Here is a 20,810-nt window from a genome sequence, read left to right as displayed (position 1 = left end):
ACTTTTCGATGTTCGGGTCCGCGACCTCCTGCAGCGAGACCCATTGGTCCGCCGTCAGACCGTCGTCGTATCTGGTCAGCACTTGTGCTTTCATTTTCGTGTCCTCCATTCCCGGGACTTGTCCCGGCAGGAGACACACAGCAAGTGTCATGCCACATAAATATCGCAAGCATTATCAGTCACATGGCGGTGATAGACGCCCCGTTCACCGTACAGCGCCTGAACGGCCTGAACAGCGACACTGTCCAGTTTCAAAGCAGGGTGAGCGCGCTCCACAGCTGGCCGCGCCGCGACGGCGTGCCGCTCCAGGCTATCGCTTTTTCCAGTAGGCCACGCGCGCTTCCAGACGCTGGATGACCCCGTGTTCGATGACCAGCATGACGGCGACGAAAGCGAGGGAATAGACCAGCACATGCGCGGTCTCGAACTGCTGGAAATAGAGGTGGATACGAAAGCCGATGCCATTGGACCGGCCGAGAAATTCGACGACGAGCACGATCTTCCAGATCACGGCGATGCCGTTGCGCGCAGCGACGGCAAGCCAGGGGGCGAGCTGCGGCAGGACGAGGTGCCGGAACCGTTCGCGGCGGGAGAGACGGGCGACAGTCGCAAGGTCCTCCAGCGCCGGATCGAAGGCGCCGACGCCCTGGCGGATGGTGACCATCACCATCGCCGTCTTGTTGAGCGTCACGGCGACGATCGCCGCGATCTCGTTGAGGCCGATCCAGAGATAGCAGAGCACGATCAGCACCAGGGCCGGCAGGTTCAGGAAGATCGTCACCCAGGGACCCGCCCAGCGGTCGAACGCCCGGCAGCGGCCGAGGAGAAAGCCGAGCAGGCTGCCCACCGTCATCGCGAGCACAAAGGAAACGGTAACGCGCAGCAGCGTGGCGACCAGTTCGCGCGGCAGCCGCCCGGACATGGCCTCCGACCAGAAGACGCGTGCGACATCGATCGGGCCCGGCAGAACGGTCGGATCGGCCTTCAGGCCGGCGAGCGCCGCCCAGAACAGGCCGAAGAGGCCGAGTGACAAGAAGAAGACGGCACCCGATGGACGGTCTTCGGCGCGTGTTTCTGCCATGCGAAATCTCCCGACCCGACTATAGCCGACGGAACCCTTTGCCGATCCGCGACCTTGGTCGTATGGCGACCTTCCGGCAGGCGCATAGAAATCGGAGCGGGAGGATCTGGCGATGGGAAAGGGCCTGGCGCGGCGCATCGCGCTGCTGAGCATTTTCATCCTCGGCCTTGCCCTGTGCAGCCGAAGCGCGCTTGCCGACCCGCTCGACCGGGAGGCGCTGGCCGGCATGATCGTGCCGCCCTATGCGCTGGGCGAGCCGGTGAACGACAAGGGCGTCTGGACGCTGCTGAATTCCGGCGGTGCGGAGGCGGGCTATGTCTTCGAAACGGGGCCGCTCGCGCCGCTTCCCGGTTTCTCCGGCGCGCCGATCAACATGCTCGTGACGATCGACCGGGACGGCCGCTTCCTCGATGTCAGGCTCGTCTCGCACAACGAACCCATCTTCGTTTCCGGCCTCGGGGAAGCACCGCTGCGCGCCTTCCTCGAGCAGTATCGCGGCCATTCGATCCGCGAACCGCTGGTCGTCGGCACGCCCTATGGCGAGGCCGCCAGCGGCTCCGACCTCGTCCATCTCGACGGCGTGACCAAGGCGACGGCCTCGGTGCGTATCGCCCATGAATCAATCCTTGCCGCAACGCTCGCCGTGGCGCGCGAGAAGATGCAGGGCGTGGCCAGCGGCCCGCCGGTGCATCCCGACCCGTCGGTCGACGAACACCTCGACTGGGCGATGCTGGTCGAGCGCGGCCTTGCCCGGAACCTCAAGGTCACCAACGCGGTGCTCGACACGGCCTTCGGCAAGACGGTCTGGGCGCATGACGACCCGGAGGCGACGGCGGACCCGGATGGGCTTTTCCTCGATCTTTGGGCGGTCGATATCGGCCCTCCGGCCATCGCCCGCGCGGTGCTGGACGAAGAGAGCCTCGCCGATCTCCAGCGTCTTGCGCGCGTCGCGCCCGACGACGAGCCCATCCTCCTCATCGAGGCCGGGCGCCATGGCCTCGTCTCGCCGGATTTCGTGCGCAACACGGCGCCGGACCGGCTGGCGGCCACGCAGGACGGCCTGCCCGTCGCGCTGCGCGATGCCGACATGACGGTGGGAGTGCGGGAAGGCGTGCCGGAGGGCACGACGATGCTGCTGCGCATCGACCGCCGCCTCGGCTTCGATCCGACGCGGGACTGGACGCTCTCCGCACTGGCCGTGCGCCTGCATGGCATGCTGAAACCGGAGATCGGCTCGGCCCATTTTCCGCTCGCCCTCAAGGCCGATCCCACCTTCTTCACCCGCTCCGGGATCGCCACCGCCCTGCCGCCATGGCAGGCGGCGATGGTCAGCCGCAAATGGGACCTCGCGGCGCTCGGCATGCTGCTCGCCGGGCTGCTTGCCGCAGTCGGGCCGGGCATGCGCCGGCTTGCCGAGCCCACCGTGCTGCGCCCGGCGCGGCTTGCCTTCCTTGCCCTTGTCATCGGGTTCGTCGGCTGGTGGGGACAGGGGCAGCTCTCGATCGTCACGCCGCTTGCGGTGCTGCGGGCGGCGAGCGGCGGCGGCAATCTCGCCGTCCTGCTCTATGATCCCTTTTCGCTGCTGATCTGGGGCGCGGCCATTCTCGGCTTCGTGCTCTGGGGGCGCGGCCTCTTCTGCGGCTGGCTCTGCCCTTTCGGCGCCATGCAGGAATTCGCCCACCATGCCGGCCGGCTGCTGCGGCTGCCGCAATGGAATCCCTCCCCGGCCTGGGACGGCCGGCTGAAGGCGGGCGCCTGGCTTTCCCTCGCCGGCCTCCTCGCCGTCGCCATCCTCGCGCCGGAGAAGGCGGAAACCGCTGCTGAGATCGAACCGTTCAAGACGGCGGTCACCACGCTCTTCCAGCGTGAATGGTACTATGTCGCCTATGCCGCCTTCTGGCTGCTCCTCGCCATGGTTACGTTCAAGGGCTTCTGCCGCTATGTCTGTCCGCTCGGCGCGCTCATGGCCATCGGCGGGTTTCTGCGCCTGCGCCGATGGATACCCCGCCGCGCGCAATGCGGCTCGCCGTGCCAGCTCTGCCGCGTGCGCTGCCCCTATGGCGCCATCCGCAAGACCGGCGAAATCGCCTATTCCCAGTGCTTCCAGTGCTTCGATTGCGTCTCGATCCACGACGACGCTGCGCAATGCGTGCCCCTCGTGCTGGCGCGCCGGAAGCGTGTTTCGGCCCCGGCGGAGGCGCGCGCATGAACCGGCGGCGATTCCTCTTCATCGCCGCGGCGGCCGTCTTTTCCGGGGCGGCTCGCGCCGAAATCACGACCTGGCAGGCCGACATGCTTGGCGGCACGGTGCGTGTCGACCTGCGGGGGCCTCGCGGCCTTGCGCAGGACGTCGCCGGCCGGATCGGCGCGGCGATCACGGAGGTGGAGGCAGCGGCCAGCCTGTTCAGGAGCCACTCCGCCCTCAGCCGGCTGAATGCCGCAGGCCGCCTTGACGATCCGCCCCCTGCCCTTCTCGACCTGCTCCGGCTTTCCGGTCACATCCACGGGATGACGGATGGACGGTTCGACCCGACGGTGCAGCCCCTCTGGCGCGCCCTTGCCGAAGGGCGAGATCCCACCGCGGCACGGGCGTCGATCGGTTGGGCGCGGGTGCAGATCGGCCCGCCGGTCCGGCTTGGCGAAGGCCAGGCCCTGACCTTCAACGGCATCGCCCAGGGCTATGCCGCCGACCGGGTGCGCCACCTGCTGCGCGAAGCGGGTTATGGGCAGGCCCTCGTCGAGATGGGGGAGTTCGCCGCGCTCGGCGGGCCGTTCAGCGTCTCCATCGAGGACCCAGCCCTCGGCGAGATCGCCATCCGCCGCCTTGCCGGCAATGCCATCGCCACGTCAAGCCCCTCGGCGATGCGGATCGGGAGCGGCTTTCATATTCTCGGCCCGCATGGCGAAGCGCCGTGCTGGTCGACGATCTCGGTGGAAGCGAAAGACGCCGCGCTGGCGGACGGCCTTTCCACCGCCTTCTGCCTGATGCCGGCCGACGAGATCCGCGCCGCGCTGCGCCGGTCCCGCACCGTGATGCGGGTGACGGCGGTCGACCTTGCCGGCGACGTCTCCACCTTCTGAGCCTACCGCGCGGGCGGCGTGAAGGTCAGCCCGTAAGCCGCGAAGATGCGAGCGATCCCGCCATCGGCAAGCGCCGTCTCGATGGCCTCGTCGACCGCATAGGCGAGGTCCTTGTGCTGGAAATTGATGCCGATGCCGATCGTCCAGCTTCCCCGGGCAAAGCCGACGAGCGGCGGGGAATGCACCTTCAGCCCGCCGTCCGGATGGCGGGCGAGGCCCGCTTCCAGTTCGGCCCGCGGGCCCATCGCGGCCTTGGTGTCGCCCTCCGCCAGCCCGTCCACGGCCGCCGCCGTCGAGCGGTAGCGGTGGATCTTGTCGACCGGGCCGATCAGCGAGGTGAGGTAGAAATCGGCGATGGAATCGTTCTCGACGGCGACCGGATCGAAGCGGAAGAACGGCGGCGTCGGACCCTTCTCCCCGTAATCGGCCGCACGATAGGCGATCGCCACGCTTTCAGTGGCATATTGGCCTGTGAAGGTGACCTGCTCGATGCGGCAGACGAGCGCGCTGTCATAGGGCACATGCAGCATCACGTCGCTGACACGGCCGCCGACCGCTGCCCCCTTCCAGACATAGTTCAGGAGGTCCGCCTCCAGATTCTCCCCGGCAGCGACAAGGCGGAACTTCGCCTCGACGCCAAGGGCCCTGGCGATCAGCCGGCCGATCTCGATATCCACCCCGGCCGGCTTGCCCTTCTCCTCATAGGACCAGGGCGCATAGTCCGCATAGACGGCGAACTCGATCCAACCCTCTTCGATAATGCGGTCGAAATCGCGGCCGACATCCTGCGCGAAGGTGTTCTGGGGCCTGGGCTGGGGCTTGTGGTCCTCGCAGCGCGCAAAGGCGCCGCCCGGAAGGGCGACGCCGATGGCAAGGACGAGAAGAGCACGGCGCAGCATGGCGCTTCTACTGCGTGGCGGAAAGGCCGACGGTCAGCACCTCCGCCGCCTTCTTCCAGCTTTCCGGCGTCTCGGAAAGGATGCGCGCGGCCTCATAGGTCACGCTGTCGGCGACGGGTGCGCCGGAGGCCGTCTTCACCTCGGAGGCGATCGTCTCCAGTTCCTTCTTGAGCGCCGCCGTATCGGCCACCTTGCCGCTGCCGAGCTCGTCGCGGATCTCGTGCAGGCGCTGGGCATGGTCGTCGAGCGCCCCGTCTTCCGGCCGCGTCTCCACATAAGTGCGGATCGCCCAGGCTGCCTTCTGGCCGAGGATATCGCCGAACGCCGGCATCTTGGTCGTGCCGTCCTGGGTATAGCCGTGGCGGAAGCGCTCGATGAACCACTCGTCGCCGGCCTCCTCGGCCTCAAGGAAGCGCAGATCCGGCGCAAGCCCGCCGGAGACCGCGCCGAGGCCATGACAGCGCGCACAGTTCTGGTTGAAGCCGGAGGCGCCGATCTCCACCGCCTTCAGCCATGCTTCATGGCCGACCTTCGCCTCGCGATAGGGGTTTTCGGTCAGCCACTCCTCGCCCACCTCCGGCAGCACGTCCGTGTTGACCGGCTGCGGCGCCACGTCGCCATGGGCGACCACGATGCCCGTCGTCGCCATGAGGATGACAGCGGCGATCCCGCCGCGAATGATATTGGCCGACATGCGGTCCTCCCTCGCATTTCCAACTGCGCATTTTCTACGGCAGGCCGCAGGCACAGCGATATGCGACCTAGGTCGCGCCGCCCTATGGCACCAAGGTCGTATTTCGGCACACATCCTCTGCAGCCATGCTCGCTGCCGGGAGGATGAGACATGCCGGTACGCTTCACAGCGCGACGCAGGAGCCTTTGCCTTGCGGCCGCATTCGTCTGCTGCGCATCGTCGGCCGCAGCCGCGATCGCCATACCGATGGCCTATCTCCGGCAAGAGATGGAGGCGCCGCCCGTGCTCTCCAATCTCGACCCCATCCCCGAGGACCGGGGCATCGCGGGGGCGGAGGTGGCGTTGACGGACACGAAGACGACCGGCAGCTTCATGGGCCACGACTACAGCCTCGCCGTCGTCTCGGTCGAGCCCGGCGGCGATTTCCTCGATGCCGCCCGCAAGGCGCTCGCCGCCTCGAAGATCCTGTTCCTCGACGCCACCCCGGAGGGCATGCTCGCGGTCGCGGACCTGCCGGAAGCCGAGGGCGCCCTCCTCTTCAACGTCGCCTCCGGCGAGCGGCGGCTACGCGACGCCGATTGCCGCGCGAACCTGCTGCACACCATAGCGGAGGACGCCATGCGCAGCGACGCGCTGATGCAGGTGCTGAAGGCCCGGCGGTGGACGCGCACGGTGATGATCGTCGGCCCGAAGCCGCAGGACCGCGCCTTCGCCGGGACGCTGCGCGCTTCGGCGCAGAAATTCGGCGTCGAGATCCTCGCCTCGAAGGACTGGACCTTTGATACGGACCTGCGCCGCGCCGCCGGCCAGGAAATACCGCTCTTCACCCAGGATCTTCCCGATCACGATGTGCTGCTGATCGCCGACGAGGCCGACGATTTCGCCCGCTATGTCGCCGACAATACCTGGCTGCCGCGCCCCGTCGCGGGGTCGGACGGCCTGCGCGGCGAAGGCTGGGCGCCCGTGCTCGAGCAATGGGCCGCCGTGCAGCTTCAAAACCGGTTCGAGAAGGCGGCGGGCCGCGAGATGAGCTCACGCGACTATGCCGCCTGGACGGCGCTGCGCACGATCGGCGAAGCCGTGACGCGCACCAATTCCGCCGATCCTGCCATGCTGCGCAGCTTCATCCTCTCGGACAGGTTCGCCCTCGACGGCTTCAAGGGCCGCAGCCTCAGCTATCGCGCCTGGAACGGGCAGCTCCGCCAGCCCATGGCGGTCGTCAATGCCCGCGCGCTGGTCGAGCTTGCCCCGCTCGACGGCTATCTGCACCAGACCAACGAAATGGACACGCTGGGCCTCGACCGGCCCGAAAGCGCCTGCGCCGCCTTTGGAGGATGAGATGAGATTTCCGGCCCTTTTGATCACCCCCCTGCTCGCGGCCGCCCCGCTTCACGCCCTTGCCGGCGAGATCTGGGTGACGAACGAGAAGGACGACACGATCTCCGTGATCGACACGGGAACGCTCGAGGTCGTGCGCACCATCAAGACCGGCGAAAGGCCGCGCGGCATCACCTTCAACGCCGATCACAGCCGCGTCTATATCTGCGCCTCCGACAGCGACACGGTGCAGGTAATGGACCCGGCGACCGGCGAGATCCTGCACGACCTGCCCTCCGGCGAGGACCCGGAGCAATTCGTGCTCGCCCCCGACGACAGGCACCTGTGGATCGCCAACGAGGACGATGCGGTAACGACGGTCGTCGATGTCGAGACGCGGCAGGTTGTGGCCCAGATCAATGTCGGCATCGAGCCGGAGGGCATGGCCGTCTCGCCGGACGGCAAGATCGTCATCACTACGTCGGAAACGACGAACATGGCCCATTGGATCGACGCGGAGAAGAAGACGATCTTCGCCAATACGCTGGTCGATTCCCGCCCGCGCCACGCCGAATTCGCCAAGAACGGAACGGAGCTCTGGGTCTCCTCGGAGATCGGCGGCACGATCACCGTCTTCGACGTCGCGACCCAGGCGGAAAAGGCCAAGATCCGTTTCGAGATCACGGGTGTCAATGCCGACCTCATCCAGCCCGTCGGCTTCGAGTTCACGCCCGACGGCAAGACGGCCTTCGTCGCGCTTGGCCCGGCCAACCATGTGGCGGTGATCGATGCCGATACGTTCGAGGTCCGGAAATATGTGCTCGTCGGCCGCCGCGTCTGGCACCTCGCCTTCTCGCCCGACCATACGCAGCTTTTTACCACCAACGGCGTCTCCGGCGACGTCACCGTGGTCGATGTCGCCACGCTGGAGCCGGTGAAATCCATCAAGGTCGGCCGCTTCCCCTGGGGCGCGGCGACCCGACCATGATTTTTGAGAGGGAGGATAAGATGAAGAAAGCAATCCTGGCAGCCGTCATGCTCGCCGCCATACCCTTCGCGGCGCTGGCGGATGACGATGACGATGCAAAGCCCGAGGCCGGCCTGGGCCTTGCCGGCCTCCTGTCGAAATCCAACCGCGAGACGCTGCCGGAGCTGACATTGTCGGCCGGGCAGCCGGTCTCCAAGGCGCCGCTGACGCTGAAATCGGGGAAATACTATACGCTGAAGATCGAGGCTGACGGCAGCCAGGAACTGGCGCTGGAGGGCGCGGGCTTCTTCCGGGCCATCTGGATCAACGAGATCGTCATCGAAGGCATCGAGATCCGGCCGCTCGGCGTCGATTCCCTCGAATTCGACGAGGCGGGCGAGGCGGAAATCAGCTTCGTTGCGATCAAGCCCGGCAGCTACCACCTGAAGGTTCCCGGCAGCACCGGCGAGACCCAGCAGGTCGCCATCACCATAGAGTAGCAAGCCATGGGCGGGTTGACGGTAGAGGGCATCAGCCATGACTGGGGCGCGCGACGCGCGCTCGATGGCGTGTCCTTCTCCGTCGAGCCCGGCCGCTTCTGCGCCCTGCTCGGGCCGAACGGCGCCGGGAAATCGACGCTGTTCGGCATGCTCTCACGGCTCTTCACGCCGCGTACCGGCCGCATCGCCATTGCGGGGCACGACATGGCGCGGGAGCCCCGCGCCGCGCTGGCCCGCATGGGCGTCGTCTTCCAGGCTTCGACGCTCGATCCGGACCTCACCGTCAAGCGCAACCTGCTCTATTTCGCCGCCCTGCACGGCCTTTCCGGGCGTGAGGCGGAAACACGCGCCATGGCGGCGCTCGAACGGCTCGGCATGGCCGAACGCGCCGGAGAAAAGGCCGCGAAACTGAACGGCGGCCACCGCCGACGCATGGAGATCGCCCGCGCCCTCCTCCACCGGCCCGAGGTGCTGCTGCTGGACGAGCCAACGGTCGGGCTGGATGCCGCCTCGCGCGCGGCCATCACCGGGCATGTGCACGACCTCGCATCGCAGGGGCTCACCGTTCTCTGGGCGACCCATCTGGTGGACGAAGTGCGGGCGACGGACCGCCTCGTCGTCCTCCATCGCGGCCGGGTGCTGGCCGATGGCGAGGCCGGCGCGATCGGCGGCGACAACCTGACGGCTCGCTTCCTTGCCCTGACAGGAGAGCGGACATGACCGCGGAGGCTTTTCCGGCAATGGAGCAGCGATCGAGCGGCTTTTTCCGATCCCATCCCCTTATTGCGCTCAGGGCCATTCTCCACCGCGAGGCGCTGCGCTTCCTCGGCCAGCGCGGACGGCTCATCGCGGCGCTGGTGCGGCCTCTGGTCTGGCTTTTCGTCTTCGCGACAGGTTTTCGCGCGGCGCTCGGCCTCTCGATCACACCACCCTACCAGACCTACATCACCTACGAGATCTATATCGTGCCGGGGCTGGTCGGCATGATCCTGCTCTTCAGCGGCATGCAATCCTCCCTCAGCCTCGTCTACGACCGGGAAATGGGCTCCATGCGGCTGCTTCTGACGGCACCATTGCCGCGCTGGTGGCTGCTGTTCTGCCGGCTGCTGGCCGGCAGCCTTATCGCCGTGTTGCAGGCCTATGCCTTCCTCGCCATCGCGGCACTCTACGGCATCCGCTTCCCCTGGTCCGGTTATCTCGCCGCCGCTCCAGCCATGGTCGCCGCCGCGATGATGCTCGGCGCGCTCGGCCTGCTGCTCTCCTCCTTCATCCGCCAGCTCGAGAACTTCGCCGGCGTGATGAACTTCGTCATCTTCCCGATGTTCTTCCTCTCTTCCGCCCTCTACCCGCTGTGGAAGATGGCCGAGGCCTCGCCGCGCCTGCGCGACCTGTGCACCCTCAATCCCTTCACCCATGCCGTCGAGCTGATCCGCTTCGCCCTCTATGCCAAGGGCAATCCGACGGCGCTTGCCGTCACACTCGCCGCCTTCGCCGTCTTCGGCCTCGTCGCCATCTGGGGCTACGATCCCGCCCGCGGGCTCACCGCACGAAAGGCCTGAACAGGGAAACGCCATGCGTCTTGCCATCCTCGTCCTCGCCACCGCCCTGCTGCTTCCCGCCAACGCCGCCCTGTCGCAGGCGCAAGCCGATGCGGACGGCACGCTCAATCCGGAGGAGCTGACGCTGAGCCGCGTCATGAAGGATGTCGCGGAGGGCCGCACCAGCATGACGATCTGTGCGACCGGCTACTACATCACCAAGTCCGGCCGCCACGAGATGGCGCGCGCGCTCTTCGAACGCTGCGCCGCGGCCGGCTGGAGCGGGGCGATGACCTGGATGTCGCAGCTCGACGACAACGGCCTCGGCGGCCCGGAAAACCCGGATGCCGCTGCCGAATGGGACCGCCGCGCGGCCGAAGCCGGCGATCCGGTCGGCAAGCTCAACTACGGGCTCGACCTGATGCGCGGCCGCGGCGTCGTAGAGAACCGGGCGCTCGGCCGCCAATATATCGACGAGGCGGCCGAAAGCGGCCTTCCCACCGCACGGCGCCTCAAGGGTGCCGGCTACGACCTCGACGTCGTGACGCCCGACGCCGACAACGGGAAATATGCCCCGGCCTTCTGATCCTCCCCGGCAAGCCGCGCAGGCCGGCCTTCCAGACGAAGGATACGGCCGGCAAGCCGCTCGGCTTCCGCCCGGACATGGGTCACGAGCAGCGTCGCGCAGGGGCGGGCGGCAATCAGACGTTCGAACAGGCCCATCATCTCATCCGCCAGCGCCGGATCGAGGCTGACAAAGGGTTCGTCCATCAGCAACAGGTCGGGCGTGGACGCGAAGGCGCGCGCCAGGGAGAGGCGCCGCTGCTGGCCGAGGGAGAGCATGCCCGGGAAACGGTCGCCGAGCCCCGCCAGCCCCACATCCTCCAGCCAGCGCCGCGCCTCCGCCTCATCGATGCGCGCGACGATGGTGAGGTTCTGGAGCGCCGTGCGCCATGGCAGAAGGACAGGCTCCTGGAAGACCATCGCGATGCGCTCCGTCGCCATCCGCCGTCCGGCAAATCGCCCGTCGAGGCCGGCGACGATGCGCAGCAGCGAGGTCTTGCCGACGCCGGACGGGCCGGTCAGCGCCACCGTTTCGCCGGGAATCAGCGAAAGCGCGAGCGGGCCGAGCACATGGCCCGGCCCGCCCTTCTCCAGATCGAGCCGGAGAACCGGCTCAGCTGCCGGGATGATGGAAGACACCATCGGGCAGCTCCTTCAGGTCCCCGACAAGATCGGCACCGCCAAGCTCGGTCATGAGGGCGAGCATGCGGGCCGCCGCCTTCTCATCGACCGCCCCCGGCTTCGGCGTGCCGGCGAGGAAGCCCGCCTTCAGTGCCTCGAACTCGGCATCGTTCGCCGCCTTCATCATCGGGCGGATGCGCTCCCAGGCAGCCGGATCGGAAGCCAGCCTTTGCTTGGCCGCAAGCGAAGCCGCCGCGATCGCCTCGCCGAGGCCCGGATGGGCCTTCAGCACGTCCCCGCGCACCACATAGCCGACGAGCGGTGTTTCCGGGTCGAGCCCGAGGGCCTCGGCCGCCTTGTCGACCGTCAACAGCGTGCGCATGCCCGCCGCCTGCATGCGGGCGCCGAAATTCCAGAAGTTCAGGGCGCCCTGCACCTCGCCGTCGAGCGCCGCCTTGTAGACGAGCGGCGGGGCGCCAAAGATCTGCTCGGTGGTGGCCGAAAGGTCGAAGCCCTCCACCTTCTGCGCATAGGCGCGCAGGATCAGCCAGCTCTTGTCGATGGGGCTGCCGGCAACGCCGACCTTCTTGCCCTTGAGGTCCGCGAGGGTCTTGGCGGAGCTGTCGGCCGCCACCATCAGCCCGCCGACGGCGCGTGAATAGGGAATGAAGACGAGATCGCGGCCGGCGGCGCGCTCGCGTGCCACCCAGAGCCAGTCGGAGACGATCATGTCCACCTCGCCCGCGACGAGCGCGATCTGCGCCGCCGGCGCGCCGGCGACATCCCTCACCTCCATCGAAAAACCGTTCGCCGTATCGAAGCCGTAGTGGCGGATGGTATCGGCTTCCCAGTTCACCGTGCCGGAAAGCTGGAGCGCGGCGCGCACGACCGGCGTTTCGGCAAGCGCCGGCAGGAATGACAGGAGCGCGGCGGCGGCCGCGCCGGCAAGCGATTTCAGGATCGTCATGGGCTCTCCTCCCCTTGATCCCGTGATGCTAGCCCCCTTCCCGACGGCCCGATATACGACCTATTGACGGGGGTCGGGCATGCCCGAAACCCGCCGGAACGGGCCTTTTACGACCAAGGTCCAATTCAACCCTCCCGGAACTGCGCCGATGATCCCCTTCGTGGAGCCCGCGTCCTGCTGCGGGCATGGAGTGGGAGGATGCCATGAGGAAACTCGTACTGGCCGCGATCGCGGCCATCGCCTGTTCGAACGCCGCTTATGCCGGCGTGACGGAGGACGACCTTGCCAGGGACGCCGAAACCGTCGGCGACGTCTTGACCAACGGCATGGGACGCGGCCTGCAGCGCTTCTCGCCGATGGAGACGCTGAACACCGGGAACGTCAAGAATCTCGTGCCGGCCTGGGCCTTCTCGCTCGGCGGCGAAAAGCAGCGCGGCCAGGAAAGCCAGCCGATCATCTATGACGGCATCATGTACATCACCGGCTCCTACAGCCGCCTTTATGCCATCGACGTGAAGACCGGAAGGGAAATCTGGCAGTACGACGCCCGCCTGCCGGAGGGCATCCTTCCCTGCTGCGACGTGGTCAATCGCGGCGCGGCGATCTTCGGCGACAACATCTATTTCGGCACGCTCGATGCGCGCATCGTCGCGCTGAACCGCAAGACCGGCGATGTCGTGTGGAACAAGAAGATCGCCGACTACAAGGAAGGCTACAGCTACACCGCCGCTCCGCTGATCGTGAACGGCCTCGTCGTGACGGGCAATTCCGGCGGCGAGTTCGGCGTCGTCGGCGAGGTGCAGGCGCGCAACGCCGAGACCGGCGAGCTCGTCTGGACCCGCCCTGTCATCGAAGGCCACATGGGCACCTTCAAGGGCAAGGAAAGCACCATGACCGGCACGCTCAACGCGACCTGGCCGGGCGACATGTGGAAGACCGGCGGCGGGGCGACCTGGCTCGGCGGCTCCTATGACGAGGACACCAGGACGCTCGTCTTCGGCGCCGGCAACCCGGCCCCGTGGAACAGCCACCTGCGCAATGCCGGCACGCCGGTGGAAGGCAACAAGGGCGACAACCTCTACGCCGCCTCGCGCCTCGGCATCGACCCCGAGAACGGCGAGATCAAGTGGCACTTCCAGACGACGCCGCGCGAAGGCTGGGACTTCGACGGCGTGAACGAGGTCGTTCCCTTCGTCGACAAGGACGGCAACAAGCGCTTCGCCACCGCCGACCGCAACGGCTTCTTCTACGTGCTGAACCGCGAGGACGGCAAGTTCGTCTCCGCCCATCCCTTCGTGAAGAACATCACCTGGGCCAAGGGCATCGACGAGACCGGCCGGCCGATCTACAACGAGGACAACCGTCCGGGCGATGCGGCCGCGGCCGCCGACGGCGCGAAGGGCCAGCAGGTCTTCGCCGTGCCGTCGTTCCTCGGCGGCAAGAACTGGATGCCGATGGCCCACAGCCCGAAGACGGGCCTGTTCTACGTGCCCTCCAATGAATGGGGCATGGACATCTGGAACGAGCCGATCAGCTACAAGAAGGGTGCGGCCTATCTCGGTGCCGGCTTCACCATCAAGCCGCTCTTCGAGGACCATATCGGCAGCCTGAAGGCGATCGACCCGAACACCGGCGAGATCAGGTGGGAATACAAGAACGGCGCCCCGCTGTGGGGCGGGGCGATGGCGACCGCCGGCGGCCTCGTCTTCTTCGGCACTCCGGAAGGCGATTTCATCGCCCTCGACAACGAGACCGGCGAGGAACTGTGGAAATTCCAGACGGGCTCGGGCATCGTCGGCCAGCCGGTGACCTGGGAACAGGACGGCGAACAATATGTCTCGGTGATCTCCGGCTGGGGCGGCGCGGTTCCGCTCTGGGGCGGGGAAGTCGCCAAGAAGGTCAACTACCTCAACCAGGGCGGCACGGTCTGGACCTTCCGCCTGCCAAAACAACTGGCCTCGCTGGACTGAGATGACAAGCCGGGCGGCAACGCCCGGCTTTGTTGCTTTGGCGCTGGCCGAAAGGCCGATGAAGACGGATGAATTCGATGCTAAGCTATCGCCAGCCCTATCGGGAATTTCGCATGATGCCAGTTGTAGTGCCGGAGAAACCTGTTCGCACGCTGAGAAAGGCGCTGATCGTCGACGATCATCCGCTGTTCTGCGACGCACTGGCGATGACGCTGACGGGACCGGTCGGCATTCCGGATGTCGAGGCCGTCGGCACGCTGGAGGCGGCGCTGGCGCGGCTCGCCGCCGGCCCCCGGCCCGACGTCGTGGTGCTCGATCTCAACCTGCCCGATGTCAACGGGCTCGACGGCGTCGTGCGCCTGCGCCAGGCGGCGCCGGAAACGCCCATCGTCGTCGTCTCGTCGCTCGACGAGGTCCGTGTCGTGCGCGCGGCGCTGAAGGCCGGCATCAACGCCTTCGTGCCGAAACACGCCTCGCGCGAGGAGTTCCGCGAGGCTTTTTCCGTCATCGCGCGCGGCGAGATCCATGCGAGCCGTCTGGCGCTCGAAGGGTCCGTGCCCAGCCTGTCGGAGGAAGCGGTCAAGCGGCTTGCGCTGCTGACGCGCCAGCAGGCCCGCATCCTGCAGCTCGTCTGCGCCGGGCGCATGAACAAGCAGATCGCCTACGAGCTTTCCATCGCCGAGACGACCGTGAAGGCGCATGTCACCGCCATCATGCGCAAGCTCGGCGTCCAGACGCGCATGCAGGCCGTGCTGTTCGCCCAGGAGGCGAGCTTCGCCACCATGATCACCGACGCCTAAAACCATCGGCCAAGGGCCGCATTCCAGGCTGGCGCTGCACCGCGCAGGATGCTTTAAAATGGAGGACGGGGGAACGGCGGAGGAGGCCATCACCCGTGGATGAACACTATATCGCCCGTGCGCTCGTATCCGCGCACGAGAGCCGTCCGGTCGAGCGCCTGGCCGCGGGCCTTGGTCCCGGCCCGTTTGCGCTCGTCCTGCTTTTCGTCTCGCCGGAGGCCGACGTCGCCGCCATCGTCTCAGAAGGGGCGAAGGCCTGGCCGGGCGCGAGGATCGCCGGCTGCACCACAGCGGGCGAGATTTCCGGAGCGGGCTACGACGAGGAAAGCATCGTCGCAGTCGGGTTCCATGCCCGCCACTTCGCCGCCGAGACGCTGCTGGTTCCCGATCTCTCCAAACTCGTCGCCGCCGAGCTTTCCGATGCGCTGCTGCATATCCGCCAGACGCTCGCCCGCGACCATGGCCACCTGGCGGAGGAGTTCGCCCTGCTCCTCGTCGACGGGCTTTCGGCGCGCGAGGACGAGCTTGCCTCGGCGCTCGCCGCCGCCACCGGCGCGATGCCGCTGATCGGCGGCTCGGCCGGCGACGGCACGCATTTCCGTGAAACGCTCGTCTTCGACGGCAAACGGCTTCTCGCCAATGCCGCCGTCATCTCCGTCATCCGCGGCGACTGCCCGCTGCGCCCGTTCAAGATGGACCATATCAGGCCGACGGCGCGGCGGATGGTCGTGACGGAGGCGGATCCCGAGGCCCGCATCGTGCGGCGCATCAATGCGGAACCCGCCGTGCGCGAATATGCCCGCCTCATCGGCATGCAGCCGGAAAGCGTCGATACGCTGACCTTCGCCATCCACCCCCTCACCGTGCGCATGGGCGAATGCCACCATGTGCGCGCCATCCAGCGCGTGCTGCCATCCGGCGAACTGCTGTTCTTCTCCGCGATCGACGAGGGCATGGTGCTGACGATCGCCGAACCGCACAATCTCGTCGGGCACCTCTCGGCGGAATTGCAGGCGCTGAAGGAACCGGCCGATCCGGTCGCCGTGCTCGCCTTCGACTGCATTCTCCGAAGGATCGAAGCGCAGGAAAAGCAGATGACCGGCCGCGTTTCGGAGCTCCTGCGCCAGCACGGCGTCATCGGCTTTTCCACCTATGGCGAGCAGATCGGCCCCATGCATATCAATCACACGATGACCGGCTTTGCCTTCTACCCGCCCGGCACCATCGTTCCGGAAAACACCCCATGAACGGCCGCATCTCCGACGGCCTGTTCGATCCTGCCGATGGCGAGGCCCGGAACCTCGAAAAGATGCTCGTCATCACCGACGCCCTGATGCGCCACGTCGAGCAGAGTTCCGGCGACCGGGGCGCCGCGTTCGAACAGTTTCGCCGGGCGGCCATGCTGGAAGAACGCGTCCGCCAGCGCACACATGATCTCGAAGCCACGCTGAAGCTGCTCAACGAGGCCAACAGCGCGGCCGAAAGGGCCCGTCGCGACCTGTCGCAGGCCATCGAGGCGATCGAGGAAGGCTTTGCGCTGTTCGATCCCGCCGAGGTGCTCGTGCTCTGCAACTCGCGCTTCTGCCGGGACCTTGCCGATGTGCGCGAGAAGCTCTCGCCCGGCATAACCTTTGCCGGCTATGTGGAGACCGCCAGCCAGTCCGCCATGCTTGCCCTTCCGGCGGGCGTGACGCCGGCGGCCTGGGTGGCGGAGCGTATGCGGTTGCACCGGGCCCGGCAGGTGTTCAATGTCGAATTGACCGGCGACCGGTGGCTGCAGGTGAGCGAGCAGCGGACGGTCGACGGAGGCACCGTCATCCTCCAGACCGACATTACCGACATCATCCGCATGGAGCGTTCGGAGCGCGGCAAGCTGCTGGACGACCAGGCCCGCATGATCCGCGCCACGCTGGAGCACATCAACCAGGGCGTCGGCATCTTCGACGCCAACCGCCTGCTTGCCGGATGGAACAGCCGGGTCGCGCAGCTCCTCGACATCCCGCCGCGCCTGCTGCGGCGCGGAACGCCGTTTGAACTTCTGGCAAGGCACATCGCCCGCCATGTCCGTCTCGGCGACACGTTCTCCGCCGAACTGCTCCTCACATGGGTCGACGGCCGGCTTCCACGAAACCCGCTCTCCTTCGAGCTTCAGCATGTGTCGGGTATCGTGCTCGACGTCTTCGCGCAGGAAATGCCCGGACGGGGCTTCGTCATGTCGTTCGCGGATGTGACGCGCGAACGACAGGCCATCCACGCCATGATCCGGGCGAACAGCTCGCTCGAAGCGCGCGTGGCCGCCCGCACCGGCGACCTGGCGGCCGCACTCGCGGAGGCCGAGCGCGCCAACTCCGCCCGCGTCCGCTTCGTCGCCGCCGCCAGCCACGATCTCCTGCAGCCGCTTTCCGCCGCGAAGCTCTTCGTCGCCGCCGCCCGTGACGACGCGGAGGCAACGCCGATGCGCGGAACGCTGGAAAAGGCGCACAATGCCCTTGCCAGCGTGGAGGGTATCCTCGGGGCGCTGCTTGATATTTCACGGCTGGAAGCCGGCGGGGCAGCGGTCGATATCGGGCCGGTCCCGCTCTCCCTGCTGCTCGGGCAGCTCACCGACGAGTTCGCCCCCATCGCCGCGCGCAAGGGGCTGAAACTCGACATCCTCCCCTGCAGCCTGACGGTGTCGAGCGACCCGACCTATCTGCGCCGCATCCTGCAGAACCTCATCAGCAACGCGATCCGCTATACCGCCCGGGGCCGCGTTCTCGTCGGCCCCCGCCGGATGAACGGCCAGGTGCGCATCGAGGTCCACGACACCGGGCCGGGCATTGCGGCGGAAGAGCAGAAATCGATCTTCCGGGAGTTCCACCGCATCCAGGGCTCGGCATCGGCCTCCGAGGGAATGGGGCTTGGCCTTGCGATCGTGGAAAGGGCCTGCACCCTTCTCGGCCACCGGCTGGCGCTCCGGTCGAAGCCGGAGCACGGCACCTGCTTCTCGGTCGATCTCGCCCTCGTCAGCCCTCACCCGAAATCCGCCTATCTCGAGGCCACGCCGACGATTCCCGAAGAGCCGAGCGACAACAACGACCGCATCGCGCTGCTGGTGGAGAACGATGTGGAACTGCGTGAGGCCATCGCGCTGCTGCTGGAACGGCGCGGGGTCAGCGTCCTGGAGGCGGCGAGCGGGGAGGAGGCGCTCGTCCTTCTGGAGGAAATCGGCATCGTGCCCGATCTCTACCTCGTCGACCAGCAACTCGACGGCGCTCTCACCGGCATCGAGACGGTCCAGGCGCTGCGCGCCAAATATGGGGAACGCCCGACCCGCATCCTGACCGCCAACCGAACACCGCAGACACGCCTCGCCGCCGATGCCGCCGGCATCGAGGTCATGTACAAGCCGATCGCCGCCGATGCGCTGGAAGCCTTCGTACTGCACGTCAATTGACCGGCACCAAGGTCGAATTGCAGCCCGTGCCCCGCCATGGAACATCCCTTCCACCCGATGGAGGAGGAAGGACATGAAAAAGCTCTACGTGACCGTTGCCCTGACGATCCTGGCCGCCGGCGCGGCCCAGGCCGCCGAGCATACGATCAAGATGATGAACAAGGGTGAGAGCGGCAACATGGTCTTCGAACCTGCCGCCGTCGCCGCCCTCCCCGGCGATACGATCCGTTTCATCCCGACCGACAAGAGCCACAATGTCGAGGGGATCAAGGGCATGCTGCCCGAGGGCGTGAAGCCCTTCAAGAGCAAGGTGAACGAGGAATACGTTCTGACCGTCACCGAACCCGGCTATTACGGGCTCAAATGCTCCCCGCATTTCAGCATGGGCATGGTGGCCCTCATCCGCGTCGGCGACACGCCCTCCAATCTCGAAGCCGCCGAGGCCGTCAAGCTGCCGGCAAAGGCTGCGGAACGCATGAAGGCCGCTTTCGAGACCCTGGCGGCACAATAGGAATTCCGGTCGGTCTGATCCTTCGCGCCGGGAAGATCACAGTCGCCTCGCGCCGTCGCACGTCTTCGGCAGACGGATTTTCGCACGGCCGCCCCGATAAGCACATCAAGCCGCCTGCTGACGCTGCTGGCGCGAAAGCAGTGCCGAGAGCGGCTCGGTTTGGCTTTCGGGCATTGTCATACCGTCAGGTGCCGGCGCGCCTCCGGCGTGTCGAGCGTCTCGGCCGCCCCCTCGTGCACGATCTCGCCGCGATCCATGATGTAGACGTGGTCGGCAAGCTCGCGGCAGAAATCGAGGTACTGCTCGACCAGCAGGATGGCCATGCCGGTGGAATCGCGCAGGTATCTGATCGCCCGGCCGATATCCTTGATGATCGACGGCTGGATGCCCTCCGTCGGCTCGTCCAGCACGAGGATTTTCGGCCGCGTCACCAGCGCCCGGCCGATGGCCAGCTGTTGCTGCTGGCCGCCCGACAGATCGCCGCCGCGCCGGCCGAGCATGGATTGCAGCACCGGGAAGAGGCTGAAGATCTCGTTCGGGATGAAGCGTTCCGAGCGCTTCACCGGAGCGTAACCGGATTCGAGATTCTCCTTGACGGTGAGCAGCGGGAAGATTTCCCGGCCCTGCGGCACATAGCCGATGCCCTGCTTGGCGCGGTTGTAGGGCGCCATGCCGTCGAGCTTCACGTCGTTGAAGGCGACGGTGCCGGAGGAGAGCGGATGCTGGCCGGTGATGGCGCGCAGCAGGCTGGATTTGCCGACGCCGTTGCGGCCGAGGACGCAGGTGATCCTGCCCATCTCGGCCGTGAGCGAGATGCCGCGCAGCGCCTGCGCGGCGCCGTAGTGGAGGTTGGCGTTTTCGACGGTCAGCATGGAAAATCTCCGTTCGAACGGGTGGCCGCTCCCCCCTCTGGCCTGCCGGGCATCTCCCCCTCAAGGGGGGAGATCGGCAAGAGGTCAGTGCATTGCTCCAACGCAAGGCCCGTGATGGGCGAGGCAGCGCCCCATCCGATCTCCCCCCTTGAGGGGGAGATGCCCGGCAGGGCAGAGGGGGGCAGCGCCGCAGCGAATTCCAGCGACAGGAACACCGAATACATCCTCACCTCCCCAGATAGTTCTCGATGACCTTCTGGTCGGCGCTGACGAAATCGATCGAGCCTTCCGCCAGAACAGACCCTTCCGCAAGGCAGGTCACCTTAACGCCGAGATCGCGGATGAAGCCCATGTCGTGCTCGACCACCACCACCGAGCGGGTCTTGGCGATTTCCTTCAGGAGGATCGCCGTCTCCGCCGTCTCGGCATCCGTCATGCCGGCGACCGGTTCGTCCACCAGCAAAAGTTCCGGCTCCTGCGCCAGCAGCATGCCGATCTCCAGCCATTGCTTCTGGCCGTGGCTGAGGTTGGCCGCAAGGTCGTCCTTGCGGTTCATGAGGCGCACGGTGGAGAGGATTTCCTCGATGCGCGCCTTGTCCCCGGCGGTCAGGCGATAGAACAGCGTGGAGAAGACGCCGCGCTTGCGGTTGAGCGCCAGTTCCAGGTTGTCCCAGACGGTGTGGCTCTCGAAGACCGTCGGCTTCTGGAATTTTCGGCCGATGCCGAGCTGGGCGATCTCGGCCTCGTCCTTCTGGGTGAGGTCGATCGTGCCCTTGAAGAAGACCTCGCCCGAGTCCGGCCGCGTCTTGCCGGTGATGATGTCCATCATCGTCGTCTTGCCCGCGCCGTTCGGGCCGATGATGGCGCGCAGTTCGCCGGGCTCGATGACGAAGGAGAGCGCATTCAGCGCCTTGAAGCCGTCGAAGGAGACGGAGACGCCGTCGAGATAAAGGATGCTGCTGGGTTTCGCGTTGCTGACGAGCGTGTTCATG

Annotated in this window: 20 protein-coding genes; 13 read left to right on the top strand and 7 right to left on the bottom strand. The window is 66.9% G+C overall.

Going from position 1 to position 20,810, the window contains the following annotated elements:
• Positions 1-310: 310 nt before the first annotated feature.
• Positions 311-1,081 carry an ABC transporter permease gene (locus tag EV665_RS28870; RefSeq protein ID WP_133036789.1) on the bottom strand — a complete coding sequence of 257 codons (771 nt, stop codon included), beginning with the start codon at positions 1,079-1,081 and terminating at the stop codon, positions 311-313.
• 112 nt (positions 1,082-1,193) lie between these two features.
• Between EV665_RS28870 and EV665_RS28865 the strand changes: the two genes are divergently transcribed.
• Together EV665_RS28865 and EV665_RS28860 are read left to right on the top strand one after the other, a co-directional pair.
• Positions 1,194-3,290, top strand: a complete 2,097-nt coding sequence (locus EV665_RS28865; RefSeq protein WP_133036788.1) for a 4Fe-4S binding protein — start codon at positions 1,194-1,196, stop codon at positions 3,288-3,290.
• On the top strand, positions 3,287-4,162 hold the full coding sequence (locus tag EV665_RS28860; RefSeq protein ID WP_133036787.1) for an FAD:protein FMN transferase: 876 nt from the start codon (positions 3,287-3,289) through the stop codon (positions 4,160-4,162). The genes EV665_RS28865 and EV665_RS28860 overlap by 4 nt, the downstream gene beginning before the upstream one ends.
• 2 nt (positions 4,163-4,164) lie before the next feature.
• Here the strand turns inward: EV665_RS28860 and EV665_RS28855 are convergent, their stop codons facing one another.
• Positions 4,165-5,061, bottom strand: a complete 897-nt coding sequence (locus tag EV665_RS28855) for a transporter substrate-binding domain-containing protein (protein ID WP_133036786.1) — start codon at positions 5,059-5,061, stop codon at positions 4,165-4,167.
• A 7-nt stretch (positions 5,062-5,068) separates the two neighbouring features.
• Positions 5,069-5,755, bottom strand: a complete 687-nt coding sequence (gene pedF, locus EV665_RS28850; RefSeq protein ID WP_133036785.1) for a cytochrome c-550 PedF — start codon at positions 5,753-5,755, stop codon at positions 5,069-5,071.
• Positions 5,756-5,905: 150 nt separating this feature from the next.
• On the opposite strand from pedF, the gene EV665_RS28845 reads away from it, so the two are divergent.
• The 6 genes from EV665_RS28845 to EV665_RS28820 are packed head-to-tail and all read left to right on the top strand — an operon-like array spanning position 5,906 to position 10,663.
• The gene (locus tag EV665_RS28845; protein ID WP_133036784.1) at positions 5,906-7,093 is read left to right on the top strand and encodes an ABC transporter substrate-binding protein; all 1,188 of its coding nucleotides are present in this window, start codon (positions 5,906-5,908) and stop codon (positions 7,091-7,093) included.
• A gap of 1 nt (position 7,094) precedes the next feature.
• Entirely contained in the window at positions 7,095-8,060 is a 966-nt protein-coding gene (locus EV665_RS28840; protein WP_133036783.1) for a YVTN family beta-propeller repeat protein, read from the top strand.
• A 20-nt stretch (positions 8,061-8,080) separates the two neighbouring features.
• Positions 8,081-8,539 (top strand): cupredoxin domain-containing protein, encoded by a 459-nt coding sequence (locus tag EV665_RS28835; RefSeq protein WP_133036782.1) that lies wholly within the window; start codon positions 8,081-8,083, stop codon positions 8,537-8,539.
• Positions 8,540-8,545: 6 nt separating this feature from the next.
• Positions 8,546-9,259, top strand: a complete 714-nt coding sequence (locus EV665_RS28830) for an ABC transporter ATP-binding protein (protein WP_133036781.1) — start codon at positions 8,546-8,548, stop codon at positions 9,257-9,259.
• A gap of 20 nt (positions 9,260-9,279) precedes the next feature.
• A complete protein-coding gene (locus EV665_RS28825; protein WP_210234697.1) occupies positions 9,280-10,098 on the top strand; it encodes an ABC transporter permease in 819 nt (272 codons plus the stop codon).
• A gap of 13 nt (positions 10,099-10,111) precedes the next feature.
• Complete coding sequence (locus EV665_RS28820) at positions 10,112-10,663, top strand: tetratricopeptide repeat protein (RefSeq protein WP_133036779.1); 552 nt, start codon at positions 10,112-10,114, stop codon at positions 10,661-10,663.
• Here the strand turns inward: EV665_RS28820 and EV665_RS28815 are convergent.
• Positions 10,603-11,283: an ABC transporter ATP-binding protein gene (locus EV665_RS28815; protein WP_133036778.1), complete on the bottom strand. Its 681-nt coding sequence runs from the start codon at positions 11,281-11,283 to the stop codon at positions 10,603-10,605. The genes EV665_RS28820 and EV665_RS28815 overlap by 61 nt on opposite strands.
• Positions 11,255-12,229: an ABC transporter substrate-binding protein gene (locus EV665_RS28810; RefSeq protein ID WP_133036777.1), complete on the bottom strand. Its 975-nt coding sequence runs from the start codon at positions 12,227-12,229 to the stop codon at positions 11,255-11,257. Before EV665_RS28810 ends, EV665_RS28815 begins: the two co-directional genes overlap by 29 nt.
• A 203-nt stretch (positions 12,230-12,432) precedes the next feature.
• On the opposite strand from EV665_RS28810, the gene EV665_RS28805 reads away from it, so the two are divergent.
• From EV665_RS28805 to EV665_RS28785, 5 genes are all read left to right on the top strand, one after another.
• Entirely contained in the window at positions 12,433-14,199 is a 1,767-nt protein-coding gene (locus EV665_RS28805; protein ID WP_133036776.1) for a PQQ-dependent methanol/ethanol family dehydrogenase, read from the top strand.
• Between the two features lie 113 nt (positions 14,200-14,312).
• Positions 14,313-14,999 (top strand): response regulator, encoded by a 687-nt coding sequence (locus tag EV665_RS28800; RefSeq protein WP_245507867.1) that lies wholly within the window; start codon positions 14,313-14,315, stop codon positions 14,997-14,999.
• 95 nt (positions 15,000-15,094) lie between these two features.
• Entirely contained in the window at positions 15,095-16,246 is a 1,152-nt protein-coding gene (locus EV665_RS28795; protein WP_133036775.1) for an FIST N-terminal domain-containing protein, read from the top strand.
• Positions 16,243-18,435 carry a PAS-domain containing protein gene (locus EV665_RS28790; protein WP_133036774.1) on the top strand — a complete coding sequence of 731 codons (2,193 nt, stop codon included), beginning with the start codon at positions 16,243-16,245 and terminating at the stop codon, positions 18,433-18,435. Before EV665_RS28795 ends, EV665_RS28790 begins: the two co-directional genes overlap by 4 nt.
• Before the next feature lie 73 nt (positions 18,436-18,508).
• Entirely contained in the window at positions 18,509-18,946 is a 438-nt protein-coding gene (locus EV665_RS28785) for a pseudoazurin (RefSeq protein WP_133036773.1), read from the top strand.
• Between the two features lie 176 nt (positions 18,947-19,122).
• On the opposite strand, the gene urtE is transcribed toward EV665_RS28785, so the two are convergent.
• Together urtE and urtD are read right to left on the bottom strand one after the other, a co-directional pair.
• Positions 19,123-19,818 (bottom strand): urea ABC transporter ATP-binding subunit UrtE, encoded by a 696-nt coding sequence (urtE, locus tag EV665_RS28780; RefSeq protein WP_133036772.1) that lies wholly within the window; start codon positions 19,816-19,818, stop codon positions 19,123-19,125.
• Positions 19,819-20,044: 226 nt separating this feature from the next.
• The gene (urtD, locus tag EV665_RS28770; protein WP_133036771.1) at positions 20,045-20,809 is read right to left on the bottom strand and encodes an urea ABC transporter ATP-binding protein UrtD; all 765 of its coding nucleotides are present in this window, start codon (positions 20,807-20,809) and stop codon (positions 20,045-20,047) included.
• Position 20,810: the final 1 nt, after the last annotated feature.

The sequence above is a fragment of the Shinella granuli genome, assembly GCF_004341885.1.
In the GTDB taxonomy this organism is placed as follows: domain Bacteria; phylum Pseudomonadota; class Alphaproteobacteria; order Rhizobiales; family Rhizobiaceae; genus Shinella; species Shinella granuli.
Note: the sequence above shows the minus strand (reverse complement) of the source record. Positions and strands in the feature narration are given on the sequence as shown.